This is a genomic window from Salipiger marinus (assembly GCF_035481585.1).
In the GTDB taxonomy this organism is placed as follows: Bacteria; Pseudomonadota; Alphaproteobacteria; order Rhodobacterales; family Rhodobacteraceae; genus Salipiger; species Salipiger marinus.
Genome location: NZ_JAYKSL010000012.1, coordinates 55,797 through 71,646, shown reverse-complemented (window position 1 = coordinate 71,646; position 15,850 = coordinate 55,797). Strand labels below are relative to the sequence as shown.

The window sequence follows — 15,850 nt, the reverse complement described above, 5'->3', positions numbered from 1 at the left end:
GCCCTTTGGAGGAGGGGCCACCACGGGAGGAGACACCATGTTCAAGAGACGTCATATTCTGGGGGTCGCCACAGCGGCCCTGACCGCGGCGAGCCTGACGCTGGGCGGGGCCATGCCCGCCGCCGCGCAGAACAAGGAGGTCGTCTATCTAACGCCCGGCCTTGACCTGCCGTTCTGGCGCTACCTGTCCAAGGGCGTCGAAAAGGTGGCCACCGCCGAAGGTTACGGCTTTCAGGCGCTGGATTCGCACAATGACGCGCAGCAGCAGCTTCAGAATGCGCAGGATGCCATCGCGCGCGGGGTGGCGGGCATCGTGCTGTCGCCCACCGACAGTTCCACCGCCCCCAGCGTGCTGAGCCTTGCGGAAAAGGCGGGGATTCCGGTGGTGATCGCCGATATCGGCACCAATAGCGGCACCTATGTGTCCTTCATCATCTCCGACAATTACGAAGGCGCGCATGGCACCGGAGAGGCGCTGGCCGCCGCGATGAAGGAACGCGGCTGGGAAGACGGCTCGGTCGGCATCGTGGCGATCAGTCAGGCGCGGCTGAACGGGCAGGCCCGGACCAAGGGCTTCAAGGACGCGGTGACCGAAGCCGGGGTGGCCAAGGAGGCGGGCCTGCAGCAGATGCAGTCCTACACCGCCGACGAGACCTTCCGCTTTACCCAGGACATGCTGACCGCCAATCCCGACATGCGCGGGATTTTTGTGCAGACCGACCAGCCCGCCATCGGCGCGCTGCGCGCGATCAAGGCGGCGCGGCGTCAGGGCGAGGTGCTGGTGGCGGCCTTTGACGGCATTCCGGAATTTGTGCCGATGCTGCAATCGGGGGAAATCGTCGCCTCCGGCATGCAGCAGCCGCATCTGATGGGCGAGGAATCCGCCAAGGCGCTGTTCGCCCATCTGAACGGCGAGACGCCTGAAAAGGAAATCCTCGTGCCGATCGTGGTGGTGACCGACCAGAACATCGAAGAGATGCTGCCGACCATCACCGAAACCGTCTTTGCAGGCGAGCTGGGCGACAGCTGAGCGACGCCGTTCCGGCACCGGCTTCCCCGGTGCCGGACCTTTCCACGGAGACGAGCATGAGCAATCCGATGTCCGCCCCGGACAGCGGCCCGGCGCTGATCGCCCGGTCGGTCGCCAAGCGGTTCGGCAGCACGCAGGCGCTGTCCGATGCCAGCCTTGAGGTGCGCGCGGGCGAGGTGCATGGCCTGCTGGGGGCGAATGGCGCGGGCAAATCCACGCTGTCGCGGATCATCTGCGGCCATGTCGGACGCGACAGCGGCGAGCTGCTGTATCGGGGCCGCACGCTGTCGCCCCGCTCCACCCGCGAGGCGCTGGATTCCGGCATCGCGCTGGTGGCGCAGGAAACCAGCCTCGCGCCCGATCTGTCGGTGCTGGAAAACATCTTCCTGCCCGAACTGGGCCGTCCGGGCCGCCTGTCCTTTCCCGACATGCGCCGCCGCGCCAGTGACATCCTTGCCCGGCTGGGGCGCGACCATGCGCTGCCGCTGGATCAGGAGGTGCGGCGCCTGTCCGCCGCGCAGCGCCAGCTGGTCGAGATCGCCAAGGCGCTGGCGCTTGACGCCGATCTGATGATCTTTGACGAACCCACCGCCTCGCTCTCGCCGTCGGAGGTGGACCGGCTGTTCGACATCCTCGCGCGGCTGCGCGAGCAGGGCCATGCGCTGATCTTTGTCTCGCACCGGCTGGAGGAGGTGTTCACCGTCACCGACCGCGTCACCATCCTGCGTGAAGGCCGCACCGTCGCCGCCAGCCTCGACACCGCGCGGCTGACCCAGACCGACATCATCCGCCACATGGTCGGGCGCGATCTGGGGGCGATCTATGCCACGCCGGGGCTCGACCGGCGCGGCGGCGCGCGTGACCCGGTGCTGGAGGTGACGAACCTGTCCGCCAAGCCCATCGTGCGCGATGTCAGCTTCACCGTCCACCGAGGCGAGATTCTGGGCATTGGCGGGCTGGTGGGTGCGGGCCGCTCCGAAGCGATGGAGGCGCTGTTCGGCTTGCGTCCGCGCGACGGCGGCACCATCCGGCTGAAGGGGCGCGAGATCGCGCTGCGCAGGCCGGTGGATGCGATCCGGCAGGGCATCGGCTTTGTCGCCGAAGACCGCCGCGCGCAGAACATCGTGCCCGATCTCAGCGTGCGCGAGAACCTGATGCTGGCGCATCTGGGCCGCCATCGCGGCTTTGGGCTGGGCTACCGGCAGCGGCAGGACCGGGTGGACACGCTTCTGGCGCAGCTTGGCCTGCCCACCGACCGGATGGACGCAAGCCTGCTGACCTTTTCCGGCGGCATGCAGCAGAAGATCATCATGGCGCGCTGGCTGCTGATCGACCCCGAGGTGCTGATCCTTGACGAGCCGACCAAGGGCGTCGACATCGGCACCCGCAGCGCGATCTACCGCATTCTGCGCGACATCGCCGATCAGGGCGTGGCGGTGGTGGTCATCTCCTCGGATTTCGAAGAACTGCTGGGCGTCACCGAACGCGTGGTGGTGATGAGCGACGGCATCACCATCGCCGATCTGCCGACGCCGATCCTGACCGAGGAAAAGCTGACCCTGCTGGCCGCGCCGCGCAGTTCCACCACCCGCAACCGCGCGCTGCTGGAAACGCTGGCGCGGGAGCATGGCGCCTTCGCGTGGTGGGCGCTGCTGGAGGAGGACTCGCTGATCTGTCTTGGCACCGCCACCGCCGCCACGGCGCCCCCGCTTGACCTGCGCGCCGGAGAGGCGCTGCACCCTCGGGACACCCCCATCCCCCGCGCCCTTGCGGCGCGCGCGCAGGGCATCGTGACGGACGGCGCGCTTGCCACGCTGCTGGTGCCGCTGCGCAATGCCCGCGGCCATGATCTGGGCTGGATCGGCCTGACCGCCGCCGCCGACACCCCCCTGCCCGACCCCGGACAGATCGCGGCGCAGGTGCGCCGCCTGACCCGGGACAGCGACGACATCGAAGGAGACGCCGCATGAGCGCACCCACCGCCGCCCGCCCTGCCCTGCCGGGCCGCCTGATCCGCACGCTGGAAGTCCGAATGCTGGGCCTTGCGCTTGTCATCGCGGTGGGGCTGTCGCTGATGTCGCCCTATTTCCTGACCCAGAACAACATCTTCAACATCCTCGACCAGTCCGTGGTCATCGGCATCGTCGCGGTGGGGATGACCTTCGTGATCCTGACCGGAGGCATCGACCTGTCGGTGGGGTCGGTCGCGGGCCTGACCGGCATCGTGCTGGGGCTGGCGCTGCGCGACCTGCCCATTCCGCTGGCCATCGCGGCGGCGGTGGCGGCAGGGGCCTTCATCGGGCTGATCTCGGGTGTGCTGGTCGCGGTGTTCGGGCTTGCGCCCTTTGTGGTGACGCTGGGCATGATGGCGATCGGGCGCAGTCTGGCCTATATCTTTTCCGGGCAGACCGCGATTTCCGGCATTCCCGAAAGCCTGTCGGCCATCGTCTACACCACGGTGCTGGGCATCCCCGCCAACGTGATCTTCCTGCTGCTGCTCTATCTCGCGGCATGGGCCTATCTGACCTACACCAAGGGCGGGCGCACCATCTATGCCGTGGGATCGAACCGCGAGGCGGCGCGGGCGGCGGGGCTGAACGTGCTGGGCTATTCGATCCTGCCTTACGTCATCTCGGGCGCGCTGGCGGCGGTGGCCATCACCTTTTCCATCGCACAGATCCTGTCCGCCGATCCGCTGGCGGGCAACCAGATGGAGCTTGATGCCATCGCCGCCGTGGTGATCGGCGGGGCCAGCCTTTACGGCGGGCGCGGCTCGATCATCGGCACGCTGATCGGCGTGCTGATCATGGTGATGATCCGCAACGGGCTGAACCTGATGGGGGTCTCGCCGTTCTGGCAGGGCACGGCCATCGGTTCCATCATCATTCTCGCGCTGCTGGCGGAGCGGCTGTTCAACTGGCGTTCGGCCCGCTGAGGCCGCGCCCGCAGACAAGGAGATCCCCCATGACCCCGACCCCCTCCCGCGCCGTGGCGCTTTATGGCACCGAAGAACAGGTGCCGCCGCCCCGCCTGCTGACCGCCGGACCGCTGAGCGCCGAGCTGGAGGCGGGCAACCTGCGCGACATCCGCTTCGCCGGGGCAGAGGTGCTGCGCGCCGTGTCCTACATCGTGCGCGACAAGGACTGGGGCACCTACAGCCCCACCCTTGACGCGCTCAAGGTGCAGCAGGAGCCCGACCGCTTTGTGGTCACCTACCGCGCCCGCGTCGCGGAGCCCGGGCAGGCCTTCGCCTATGAGGCGCGGATCGAAGGCCGGGCCGATGGCACGCTGACCTTCACCGGCAGCGGCGCCGCCGAAACACCGTTCCTGACCAACCGCACCGGCTTTGTGATCCTGCATCCCATCGCGGGCGTGGCGGGCGGGCCGGTGATGCTGACCCATGTGGACGGACGGCAGGTGGAGGGGCGGTTCCCCGACCTCATCGACCCGGTGCAGCCGATGATGGATCTGCGCGCGCTGGAGCATGTCAGCCCCGAAGGCCACCGCGTGCACTGCCTGATGGAAGGGGACACCTTCGAGATGGAGGACCAGCGCAACTGGACCGATGCCTCCTACAAGACCTATGTCCGCCCGCTGGCGCTGCCATGGCCCTATGAACTGGAGCCGGGCGCGCGGCTGGAACAGAAGATCACCCTGCGCATCACCGGGGCGGCGGGCGCCGCCACCCGCGCCGAAGGCGTGACGCTGGATCTGGGCAGGGAGGCGGGGCGGATGCCCGCGCTTGGCATGGGGCTTGATCCCGGCGATGCGGCAGCGGCGCTGACCTGCGCCGATCCGCTGCGCGCGCTTGGCCCGGCGCATCTGCTCTGCCATCACGATCCGCGCCGCGGCCATGACCGCGCCAGCCTGCAGGCACAGCTGGACGTGGCGCAGGCCCTTGGGGCGGAGCCATGGCTGGAGGCGGTGATCGCCGCCACCGACGATGCCGGGGCCGAGGCCGAGGTGACGGCGCTTGGCGTCACCGTGGCCGGGCTTGGCGCGCCTTTCGCCACCGTGCTGCTGTCGCCCGCGCCCGATCTGAAATGCACCCTGCCGGGCAGCGTCTGGCCCGAGGCGCCCGATGCGGCGGCGCTGGCGCAGGTGGCGCGGCGGGCCTTTCCCGGCGCGCGGCTTGGCGGCGGCATGTTCAGCTATTTCACCGAACTGAACCGCAAGCGCCCGCCGGTGGACGCGCTTGATCTGGTCAGCTTCACCACCTCGGCGATGGTGCATGCCGGGGATGACCGGTCGGTGATGGAAAGCCTTGAAGCGCTGCCCGCCATCGCCCGCAGCGCGGCAGAGATCGCCCGTCCGCTGCCCTTCGCGGTGGGGCCCTCGGCCATGGGCATGCGCGCCAATCCCTATGGCGCCGCCCCCAAGGACAACCCCGACAACATCCGGCAGGCGATGAATTTCAACGATCCGCGCCAGCGCGGCCTGCTGGGGGCGGCATGGACACTGGGCGCGCTGGCGCAGTTCGCCACCGGCGGGGCCGAAGCGGTGGCGCTTGGTGCGCCGGTCGGCGCCTTTGGCGCGGTGCATGTCCCGACCCGGTTCCCGCAGCCATGGTATGACGATCATGGCGGGCTCTATCCGCTGTTCCATCCGCTGCGCGGGCTGGCCCGGCGTCGCGGGCAGCCGCTGCGGCGCGTCGACAGCTCCGACCCCGCCCGCGTGCTGGGTCTGGCCGTGGGCGCCCCCGGCGAGACCGAGATCTGGCTTGCCAACCTCACCGCCGATCCGGTCCGGCTGCACCTGCCGCAGGGGGCGCGGCAGATGGCGTGCCTGTCGGCGGCGGAGTTTGCCGAGGCGGCGGGGGATCCGGGCTTTCTTGACAGGCTGGCCCCGGTGCCCGATGCCGGGATCAGCCTTGATGCCTATTCCGTGCTGCGCCTTCTGGGCGCGTTCTGAGACAATGAAGGACCAAACCACATGCATATCCTGATCCTTGGCGCCGCTGGCATGGTGGGCCGCAAACTGACCGCCCGACTTGTCGCGGAGGGACAGCTGGGCGGGGCCGCCATCACCGCGCTGACGCTGGTCGACGTGATCGAACCCGCGGCGCCTGCCGGGTTCTCCGGCCCCTGCACCCGCTATGCCGCGGACATCGCCGACCCCGCCACGGCGCCCCGGCTGGTGGCTGACCGGCCCGACGTGATCTTCCATCTGGCCGCCATCGTCTCGGGCGAGGCCGAGGTGGATTTCGACAAGGGCTATGCGGTCAACCTTGATGGCACCCGGCAGCTTCTGGAGGCGATCCGCGCCGCACATCAGGCCGAAGGTTACCGGCCGCGCGTGGTCTTCACCTCCTCCATCGCGGTGTTCGGGGCGCCCTTCCCCGACAAGATCGACGACGAATTCTTCTGCACCCCGCGCACCAGCTATGGCGTACAGAAGGTGGTGGGCGAACTGCTGCTGTCGGATTATTCTCGCAAGGGCTTTCTGGACGGCATCGCGATCCGGCTGCCGACCATCTGCATCCGCCCCGGCCTGCCCAACAAGGCGGCTTCGGGCTTTTTCTCCAACATCCTGCGCGAACCGCTGGCGGGCAAGGAAGCGGTGCTGCCGGTGCCCGAGGACGTGCGGCACTGGCATGCCAGCCCGCGTGCCGCCGTGGGCTTCCTGATCCATGCCGCGACCATGGATCTGGCGCCGCTGGGGGCGCGGCGGGCGCTGTCGATGCCCGGGCTCTCGGCCACGGTCGGCGAACAGATCGAGGCGCTGCGCAAGGTGGCGGGCGACAAGGCGGTGGCGCTGATCCGTCCCGAACCCGATCCCGCGATCATGGCCATCGTCGAAGGCTGGCCCCGCGATTTCACCACCGCCCGCGCCGAGGCGCTGGGGTTCCGGGCCGAATCCTCGTTCGAGGAGATCATCCGCATCCATATCGAGGATGAACTGGGCGGCCAGATCTGAACGATGGCCGGGCCGGGGCTCAGCCCCCGGTCCGCGCCCTGTCGCGCGCCATGGAAGCCCAGCCGGTCAGCACCTCCGCCGCCTCTGCGGCAAGGTGCTGATGGGCAGGCATCTGCCGCTGCGTCACGTCGCTGCCGCAGTCCTGCACCAGACGCGCCACGTCGACGGGAAACCGTGCCGCTTCGGGCAGATCGCCAAGCGCTGCCCCCGCCTGATCCATGTCCGCCGCATAATACAGCACGGAAATCCCCGCGATCCCCATGGCCGCCACGCACATCGGGCAGGGTTCGCAGCTGGAATACAGCGCGCAGCCCCGCAGATCGACGGTGCCCAGCCTGCGGCAGGCATCGCGGATCGCTTCGGTCTCGCCATGGGAGGTGGGATCGCTGTGCAGCCGCGACCGGTTGAGCCCGGTGCCGACGATCCGACCCTCGCGCACCACCACAGCACCAAAGGGTTCCGTCCCCGGCAGGGTCATCGCCCGCGCCGACAGCGCTATGGCGTGGCGCAGGAAGGTTTCGTCATACATCGGCAGCGGCTCCGTCAGCCGGGGTTTCGCAGGCAAAACAGGCGACCCGGCGGTCATGCACATCGGCGCGGCGTTCCGGACGCTCGGTCCGGCAGCGGTCAAAGGCCAGCGGGCAGCGCGGGTGAAAGCTGCAGCCCGGCGGCGGCGATACCGGCGAAGGCACCTCTCCGCCCATGGGGATGCGGTTGCGGTCGGGCGCCTCCAGATCGGGGATCGTGTCCAGCAGCAGCCGCGTATAGGGATGCAGCGGTGCCGCGAACAGGTCGGCGGTCGGCTGGATTTCCACGATGCGGCCCAGATACATCACCGCGATGACATCGGCCATGTGGCGCACCACGCTCAGGTCATGGCTGATGAAAAGATAGGTCAGCCCCATCTCGCGCTGCAGCCGCTTCATCAGGTTCAGCACCTGCGCCTGCACCGACACGTCAAGCGCAGAGGTCGGCTCGTCACAGACCAGAAACTCCGGCTCTCCGGCCAGCGCCCGCGCGATCGAGATGCGCTGCCGCTGGCCGCCGGAAAATTCGTGCGGAAACTTGGTGCCGTCCGTGGGGCTCAGCCCCACGGTGCGCAGCAGATCCGCCACCCGCGCCGTCACCTCCGGCTCGGGTGTGTCGGGGCGCAGGGTCCGCAGCGGTTCGGCCACGATGCGCGCCACGCGCCAGCGCGGGTTCAGGCTGGCAAAGGGATCCTGAAAGATCATCTGCATCCGGTCGCGGTCGCCGTGAAAGCGGATCGCCCCGCCCGAGGGCGCGTGCAGCCCGGTCACCAGCTTGGCGATGGTGCTTTTGCCGCAGCCGGATTCCCCCACCAGCGCCAGCGTCTGGCCGCGCTGGATGGTGAAATCCACCCCGTCCACCGCGCGCAGCGTGCGGCGCGGCCTGCCTTCAAGCAGGCGGTTCAGCCATGGCGCGGAGACGTCGAACCGCCGCTCCAGCGCGTCGACCTCCAGAATGGCTCCGGATCTTTGGGTCATGCAACCTCTCCTTCAAGCGCAAGCCAGCAGGCGGCGCCGGGGCTGTCGATCCGCGGCGTCTCGCGGCGGCATCTGGGGCCCGCATGGGCGCAGCGCGGGTTGAAGGCGCAGCCGGGCGGGATGGCGTCAAGCCGGGGCATGGATCCGGGGATCATCTGCAGTTCGTCCACATCCTTGCGCAGCGACGGGATCGAGCCCATGAGCCCGCTGGTATAGGGATGGTTCGGGCGGCGCACGATCTCGTCGACCGGGCCAAGCTCGGCCAGCCGTCCGGCATACATCACCGCCACCCGGTCGGCAGTTTCCGCGATCACCCCCATGTCATGGGTGACCAGCAGCACGGCGGTGCCCCGTTCGCGGCAGAGCCGCCGCAGCAGCGCGGTGATCTGCGCCTGAATCGACACGTCGAGCGCGGTGGTGGGTTCATCCGCCACGATCAGTTCCGGCTCGGCACAAAGCGCCAGCGCGATCACGATGCGCTGCCGCATGCCGCCGGAAAACTGGTGCGGGTAGCTGTCGATGCGTTCCTCCACCGCCGGGATCCCCACCTCGTGCATCAGATCCTTGGCCCGCGCCCGGGCGCGGCTGCGCGACAGGCCGGTATGCAGGCGGATCGTTTCCACCAGCTGGTCGCCGACCCGGAACAGCGGGTTGAGCGAGGTCAGCGGATCCTGAAAGATCGCGCCGATGCGGCGGCCCCGGATCGCCTGCAGGGCGCGGTCGTCCAGCCCGTCGATCCGGTCGCCCGACAGGTGGATGGATCCGGCGGCGATGCGGCCCGGCGGTTCCAGCAGGCCAAGGATCGCCATGCCGGTCATCGACTTGCCCGCGCCGCTTTCCCCCACCATGCCAAGGATCTCACCGCGCCGGATCTGCAGCGAGATGTCATCGACGGCGGTCAGCACGCCGCGGCGGGTGGGAAATTCGACGCGCAAATTGCGGATGTCCAGAACGATGTCGCTCATGCGTCGCGCCTTTCATAGCTCGGGCGGAAGATTTCCTGCACCGGCGGATGGCCCGCCGTGCGGTCGGGGTATTTCGACACCAGCCCGTCAAACTGCGCCTGCGCGCGAGCGGCATCGGCCAGCGCGTCCACGCCGGGGATCACGCCGTCCCGCATCACCCGCCGCCCGTCGATCCAGACATCGCGGGTGTCGCGCCCCGAGGCGGAGGTCATCAGCGTCTGCACCGGGTCGGGGGTCTGCAGCACATGGCGCAGGTCGATCACGGCAATGTCCGCCCGCGCCCCCGGGGCCAGACGGCCCAGATCGGACCGCCCCAGCGCCTGCGCCCCGCCAAGGGTCGCCGCGTCGAACAGATGCTCGGACCGCACCGCCTCTGTGCCATCGACCATGCGGGCCATCATCATGCCCACCTGCATGTTCAGGATCATGTCCGCCGGGAAGGTGTCGGTGCCCAGCCCGGTCACGATGCCCCGGTCGCGGCAGCGGGCAAAGCTGCGCAGCACGCTGCCATGGCGCGCGCTCACCAGCGGACAATGCACCAGAGCCGCGCCGCTGGTGGCAAGGTGGTCGAAATCGGCCTCGGTCGCCTGCGTGCCATGCGGCAGCAGCCAGCGCGGCCCCAGCACCCCCAGCCGGTCCAGCCAGACGATGGGGCTGGTGCCGTGCTGCTCCTGCATCAGCCGCAGTTCGGTGGGCGACTGGCAGCAGTGCTGGCGCACCGGCGCGCCCAGTTCGGCGGCAAGGGCAGCGGTGCGCTGCAGAAGCGCGGGCGTGCAGGTCTCGATCCGGTCGGGGGCGAACATGGCGCGGATCAGCCCGCCCGCGCGCCCCTCGATCCGGGCGGCAAAGGCTGCGGCCTCCTCCAGCCCGGCCAGCCCGCGCGCCTCGTCATACCGCGCGGTGATGCGGCCCTGATCGTCGGTGACCTGCCCGCCGCTGCGATAGGCGGGGCCCAGATAGACCCGCAGCCCCAGAACGGCGGCGGCTTCGGCGGCGGCATCAAATTCCGCCACCGTCTCCGCCCATTCGCGGTAGAACAGCGAGGAGATGGGCAGCGCCGTGGTGATGCCGTTGCGGATCAGATGCGCGAAGGCATGGCGTTTCTGAAAGGCCAGTTCCTCGGGGCCATACATCTCGTAGGGGCCGCGCGCGACATAGCTTTCCGGCCAGACCCGGCCCTTTTTCCACGCGGGGCCGTTGTCATAGCCCAGAATGGTGGTGTCCAGATCGGCCAGCGCGTCCAGATCGACAAACCCCGGAGAGATCACCGCCTGCCCGTAATCGATGCGCTCGGCCACCTCGCCATCGAAGGACGGCCCCACATGCAGCACCGCGCCGTTCTCGATCACCACCACGCCCTGTTCGTGGATCACATGCGCGTCCGCCGCATGGCCGATCACCCAGCGCGCGGTCAGCAGGATGCGCCGCCCCATCACGGCGCCTCGATCACGCAGGTGCCGTTGCGCGCGATCACCCGCCCGCCCTTCAGCACCAGCGGACGCGGCGCGCGCAGCGCCACCGCCTCGGCCAGCGTCTCGCCCTCGACCAGCACGCAGTCGGCGCGGTCGCCCGGCCCGAGCCCGTAGCCTTCGGTCTCCATGATCGCGGCGCCGCCGAAGGTGCAGATGTCAAGCGCAAGCTCCACCTCGTCATCGCGGCGCAGGTTGTTGCGCAGCCCGATGAACATCGCCCTCCAGCATGTCGGCATTGCCATAGGGGCCCCATGTGTCGCGGATGCCGTCCGATCCCGCCCCGGTCAGGATGCCCGCCGCACGCAGTTCCTTCACCAGCGGCACCGGGGCCGAGGCAGGGGCGGTGGTGACGATATGGATGCGCTGCTCGGCCAGCTGGTCCTGCAGCCCGGCGACATAGCCCCGGTCCGGCGCGCCCAGACAGAAGGCATGGCTGATGGTCACCTTGCCCTGCATGCCAAGCGCCTTGGTGCGGGCGATGATCTCCTCCATGGAAAAGCCGCCAAGCGCGTCGCGTTCGTGCAGATGGATGTCGACGGGCTTGCCGTGTTTCTCGGCCAGCGCAAAGACCGCATCCAGATGCCCCTTCGGATCGCGGTCGATGCCGCAGGGATCGATGCCGCCCACCACCTCGGCCCCCAGCGCCAGCGCCTCGTCCATCAGCTCCAGCGTGCCCGGGCGCGGCATCATCGAGGATTGCGGAAAGACCACGATCTCGATCTCCACCAGCCCGGCCAGCTTTTCGCGGGTGGCCATCACGCCTTCGATCCCGGCAAGCCCGTGATGCGTGTCCACATCCACATGGCTGCGGATCTGCGTGGTGCCATGGCTCATGGACAGGATGGCCTGCCGTTCGCTCTGCACCTGCGGATCGAGCCCCAGAGCGACCTTCACCTCGCGCTCGTTGGTGATCTTGTCGATCAGCCGCGGCCCCACCTCGTTGCGATACCACGGCAGTCCCAGCAGCGACTTGTCGAGATGGGTATGCGCCTCGACCAGACCGGGGATCACGATGCGCCCGCCGCCGTCGATCACCTCCGCCCCCTCGGGGGCGCTGTCGGCGAAACGGCCATCGCGGATGTAAAGGTCGGTCAGGGCGCCCGCCATGGGGCGGACATTCTTGAGGGTCAGGGAAGTCATCACATCACCGGAGTTTGGGGTTGAGCGCGTCGCGCAGCCAGTCGCCGATCATGTTGACCGACAGGACGATCAGGCACAGCTGGACCGAGGGAAAGACCACGATCCACCACAGGCCGGAAAACAGGTATTGGTTGCCGATCCGGATCAGGGTGCCAAGGCTTGGCTGGTCCGGCGGCATGCCCACGCCCAGAAAGGACAGCGTCGCCTCGGACAGGATGGCAAGGCCGAAATTCAGCGTCGCCGCCACCATGATCGGCGTCAGGCAGTTGGGCAGGATGTGGTGCAGCATGATCCGCCACGCCCGCACCCGGATCAGCCGCGCCGCCTGCACATATTCCTTCTTCGCCTCCACCATGGCCGAGGCGCGCACCGTGCGGGCATATTGCACCCAGGAGGGCACGGCGATGGCGAAGATCAGGATCGGCGCCGCCAGCACGTCGCGCAGCCCGGCGGGCAGCGAGGCGGTGGCGATGGCGGTGATCAGGATCGCGATCAGGATGAAGGGCATGGACAGCAGCACGTCGCCCACGCGCATGATCACATTGTCGACCCAGCCGCCCAGATAGCCCGCGACCAGCCCCAGCGACAGGCCGACGCTCAGCGCCAGCAGCACCGAGGCAAAGCCGATGATCAGCGAAATCCGCGAGCCATAAAGGATGGCCGACAGGATGTCGCGGCCCTGCGTGTCGGTGCCCAGCAGATATGGCCACTGGCCCTGCGCCTGCCAGATCGGCGGGATCTCGGAATTCCACAGCTCCAGCGCCGCCAGATCATAGGGGTTCTGCGGGGTGATGAGCGGTGCCAGCACCGCACTCAGCGCGACCAGCGCCAGCACCGCGGCGGCAAGCATCGCAGAGGGATGCGCGCGGAAGGAATGCGCAAGGTCGCTGTCCCGCAGCCGGGTCAGGCGCGACGGTCGTGCGGCGGTCTCGGGCCGCGCCGGGGCGGCGGGGGATGCGGTGTGGTCCATCGGGCTCTCCTGATCAGCCATGTGCGCCTCCGGATCGGGCGCTGTCATCGCGCAGCCGCGGGTCGACCCAGGCATAGGTGATGTCCACCACGGTGTTCAGCACCACAAAGATCAGCGACACCAGCAGCAGGTAGGCGGCCATCACCGGGATATCGACAAAGGTCACCGCCTGAATGAACAGCATCCCCATGCCCGGCCACTGGAACACCGTCTCCGTCACCAGCGCGAAGGCGATGAGATTGCCGATCTGCATGCCGGTCAGGGTGATGACCGGCATCAGGCAGTTGCGCAGCGCATGGCGCCACTGCACCCGCGCCGCAGGCACGCCGCGCGCCCGGGCAAACTTGATGTAATCGCTGCGCAGCGTCTCCAGCATCTCGGCCCGCACCAGCCGCATCACCAGCGTGATCTGAAAGGTCGACAGCGACACCGCGGGCAGCACCAGCGCCGCGCGCCCCGAAGGCGTCAGCAGCCCGGTCGACCACCAGCCGATCTGCACCGTCTCGCCCCGGCCAAAGGCGGGCAGCCAGCCCAGCGAGACGGAAAAGCCAAGGATCAGCAGGATCCCCACCACGAAGCTCGGCAGCGACACGCCCACGATGGATCCCAGCTGCAGCGCCTGCGCCAGCCGCGAGCGGCGATGCACCGCCGTGATCACCCCCAGCGGAATGCCCACCACCAGCGAAATCACCGTGGCCACCAGCACCAGCTCGAACGTGGCGGGAAAGCGGTCCTTGATCAGCACCATCACATCCTGCTGGTTGCGATAGGAGATGCCGAAATCGCCCTGCACGGCATTGGTGACAAATCGGGCATATTGCGTGGCAAACCCGTCATTCAGCCCCAGCCGCTCGCGCAGCTCGGCCCGGTCGGCCTGCGTCGCCTGCTCGTTGACCATCATCTCCACCGGGTCGCCGAAGAACCGGAAGATGACAAAGGCCAGCAGGGCCACCGCCAGCATCACAAAGGCCGCATTGGCCATGCGCTTGATGAGAAAGGCAATCATCTCTGTCTCCGATCCGGCTCACGCCCGGGGCCGCCCGCGCCCCTTCATCTTGCCAAGTAAACTCTCAGGGGGTCCGGGGGATGAAATCCCCCGGCCGGTCGGATCGCCGCAGGCGATCCGAAACCTCTTCCCAGCCGGATCGCCAAAGGCGATCCGAAACCTCTCGCAGGCGGACCGCCAGTGGCGGTCCGCAGCGCCGCGCTCAGGCGTCGGGGGTCACCCGCGCGAACCACAGCCGCGGCTTGTTGTCCGGAAAGAGCGGCATCTCCGCCACCTCCCCGGTCACCGCCCATGCCATCGGCTGCTGGTGCAGCGGGATCATGATGTGCTGGTCCTTGACGATCTGCAGCGCCTCGGTCTCAAGGCTCAGGCGCTTCTCCACGTCGAGCTCGCTGCCTGCGGCCTGCACCAGCGCGTCAAGCTCGGGAAAGGACCAGCCGCCCCAGTTGAACACGCCCGAATTGCCTTCCTTGGTGTGGAAAATCTGCAGAAGCGGCGAATAGGCGTCCAGCATCGGCAGCGTGGCCCAGCCCAGCGTATAGACATCCGTGGTGCCGCCGGTGCGCTTCGGCGTCTGCACCGCGCGCGGCGCCACGTCGAGCTTGGGCGCAAGCCCGATCCGCGACCACATGGAGGCGATGGCCTGACAGACCTGCTCCTCGTTCACCAGACCGTCGCTCAGGCAGTTGAACTCGAATTCCAGCCCCTCGGGCACCCCCGCCTCGGCCAAAGCCGTCCGCGCCGCGTCGGGATCAAAGCCCGGCACCGTGTCGAGCGCCTCCACATAGCCCGGGATCTCGGGCGCGACCGTGGCCCCCGCGATCCGCGACTTGCCGCGCATCACCCGCTGGTGGATCAGATCCAGATCAATGGCCCGATAGAGCGCCTCGCGCACCTCGCGCTTGGAAAACGGATTGGGGGCGCCGGTGCTCAGTGTCTCGCGGAAGGGAAAGCCGATCATCACGGTGCGCAGGTCGACGCCTTCCAGCACCTGCACGTCGGGTGCTGCCGCCAGCCGCGGCAGATCCTGCACCGGCGCGTCATTGGTGAAATTGATCTCGCCCGACAGCAGCGCGGCCACTCGGGTCGCCGCAGAGGTCACCGGGGTCAGTTCGATCCGGTCCAGATTGTGCTGCGCCTCGTCCCACCAGTCGGGATTGACCACGAACACCGTCTTTGCGTCGGGCTGGCGGCTTTCCACCACGAAGGGCCCGGTGCCGTTGGCATTGTAGGTGGCATAGCCTTCGGTGCCCGCGCCAATGTCGGTGGGCAGCAGCGCGTCATGCTCGGTCATCCATTCCTTGTCGAAGATATGGATGTTGGTCAGGTCGTTCAGCAGCAGCGGATAGGTGCCGTTCAGCGTGACATCAACCGTATGCGTGTCGACCACGGCGGCGCTGACATAGGCGGGCAGATTGCCCTTCAGCGGCGAGGTCTCGTGGCTGACCCGCTCCAGCGAGGCGACGACATCCTCGGCGGTGAAGGGATTGCCGTTGTGAAAGGTCACGTCTTCGCGCAGCGTGAACCGCCATGTGATCTGATCCTCTAGGATCTCCCAGCTGGTGGCCAGCGCCGGTTCGATCTTGAGATCGCGGTTGTAGCGCACCAGCCCTTCATAGACGTGGTTCAGCACGTTGATGGTGAAGCTGTCGCCGTAGGAATAGGGATCCAGCGATCCGATGTCCCGGTTGGCGCCCCATTTCAGCACCGTCTCCGCCTGTGCCGTGCCTGCAAAAGCGGCAATGGCGGCGGATGCGAGCAAAATCCGTCTCATCTGCATGTCTCCCTCTCCCTGAGGATTGTATCTTGGATTCGCTGTGATTGGATACGATGCAAGTTTGATGCC

The 15,850-nt window shown here is 68.2% G+C and carries 14 protein-coding genes; 5 read left to right on the top strand and 9 right to left on the bottom strand.

Features of this window, described 5'->3' with window-relative positions; translation table 11 throughout:
• Positions 1 to 37 precede the first annotated feature (37 nt).
• The 5 genes from VK682_RS16335 to denD are packed head-to-tail and all read left to right on the top strand — an operon-like array spanning position 38 to position 6,946.
• The gene (locus VK682_RS16335) at positions 38 to 1,030 is read left to right on the top strand and encodes a substrate-binding domain-containing protein (RefSeq protein ID WP_230796697.1); all 993 of its coding nucleotides are present in this window, start codon (positions 38 to 40) and stop codon (positions 1,028 to 1,030) included.
• A gap of 56 nt (positions 1,031 to 1,086) precedes the next feature.
• A complete protein-coding gene (locus VK682_RS16330; RefSeq protein WP_230796698.1) occupies positions 1,087 to 3,000 on the top strand; it encodes a sugar ABC transporter ATP-binding protein in 1,914 nt (637 codons plus the stop codon).
• Entirely contained in the window at positions 2,997 to 3,965 is a 969-nt protein-coding gene (locus tag VK682_RS16325) for an ABC transporter permease (protein ID WP_089846251.1), read from the top strand. Before VK682_RS16330 ends, VK682_RS16325 begins: the two co-directional genes overlap by 4 nt.
• 29 nt (positions 3,966 to 3,994) lie before the next feature.
• Positions 3,995 to 5,941, top strand: a complete 1,947-nt coding sequence (locus VK682_RS16320; RefSeq protein WP_324782228.1) for a D-apionate lactonase family protein — start codon at positions 3,995 to 3,997, stop codon at positions 5,939 to 5,941.
• Between the two features lie 21 nt (positions 5,942 to 5,962).
• A complete protein-coding gene (gene denD, locus VK682_RS16315) occupies positions 5,963 to 6,946 on the top strand; it encodes a D-erythronate dehydrogenase (protein WP_089846247.1) in 984 nt (327 codons plus the stop codon).
• Positions 6,947 to 6,965: 19 nt separating this feature from the next.
• Here the strand turns inward: denD and VK682_RS16310 are convergent, their stop codons facing one another.
• The 9 genes from VK682_RS16310 to VK682_RS16270 form a co-directional block, all read right to left on the bottom strand.
• Positions 6,966 to 7,475, bottom strand: coding sequence for a nucleoside deaminase (locus VK682_RS16310; RefSeq protein WP_089846243.1), 510 nt, complete (start codon positions 7,473 to 7,475; stop codon positions 6,966 to 6,968).
• Positions 7,468 to 8,451, bottom strand: a complete 984-nt coding sequence (locus tag VK682_RS16305; protein ID WP_089846240.1) for an ABC transporter ATP-binding protein — start codon at positions 8,449 to 8,451, stop codon at positions 7,468 to 7,470. Before VK682_RS16305 ends, VK682_RS16310 begins: the two co-directional genes overlap by 8 nt.
• A complete protein-coding gene (locus VK682_RS16300; RefSeq protein WP_324782227.1) occupies positions 8,448 to 9,416 on the bottom strand; it encodes an ABC transporter ATP-binding protein in 969 nt (322 codons plus the stop codon). The genes VK682_RS16305 and VK682_RS16300 overlap by 4 nt, the downstream gene beginning before the upstream one ends.
• Positions 9,413 to 10,849 (bottom strand): chlorohydrolase family protein, encoded by a 1,437-nt coding sequence (locus VK682_RS16295; protein WP_230796701.1) that lies wholly within the window; start codon positions 10,847 to 10,849, stop codon positions 9,413 to 9,415. The genes VK682_RS16300 and VK682_RS16295 overlap by 4 nt, the downstream gene beginning before the upstream one ends.
• Positions 10,849 to 11,103, bottom strand: coding sequence for a hypothetical protein (locus VK682_RS16290; protein WP_324782226.1), 255 nt, complete (start codon positions 11,101 to 11,103; stop codon positions 10,849 to 10,851). The genes VK682_RS16295 and VK682_RS16290 overlap by 1 nt, the downstream gene beginning before the upstream one ends.
• Positions 11,066 to 12,028, bottom strand: a complete 963-nt coding sequence (locus VK682_RS16285) for an amidohydrolase (protein ID WP_324782225.1) — start codon at positions 12,026 to 12,028, stop codon at positions 11,066 to 11,068. The genes VK682_RS16290 and VK682_RS16285 overlap by 38 nt, the downstream gene beginning before the upstream one ends.
• A gap of 4 nt (positions 12,029 to 12,032) precedes the next feature.
• Complete coding sequence (locus VK682_RS16280) at positions 12,033 to 12,998, bottom strand: ABC transporter permease (protein WP_230796704.1); 966 nt, start codon at positions 12,996 to 12,998, stop codon at positions 12,033 to 12,035.
• Between the two features lie 13 nt (positions 12,999 to 13,011).
• Complete coding sequence (locus VK682_RS16275; protein WP_089846230.1) at positions 13,012 to 14,004, bottom strand: ABC transporter permease; 993 nt, start codon at positions 14,002 to 14,004, stop codon at positions 13,012 to 13,014.
• A gap of 202 nt (positions 14,005 to 14,206) precedes the next feature.
• Positions 14,207 to 15,778, bottom strand: coding sequence for an ABC transporter substrate-binding protein (locus VK682_RS16270; protein ID WP_230796706.1), 1,572 nt, complete (start codon positions 15,776 to 15,778; stop codon positions 14,207 to 14,209).
• Between the last annotated feature and the right edge of the window lie 72 nt (positions 15,779 to 15,850).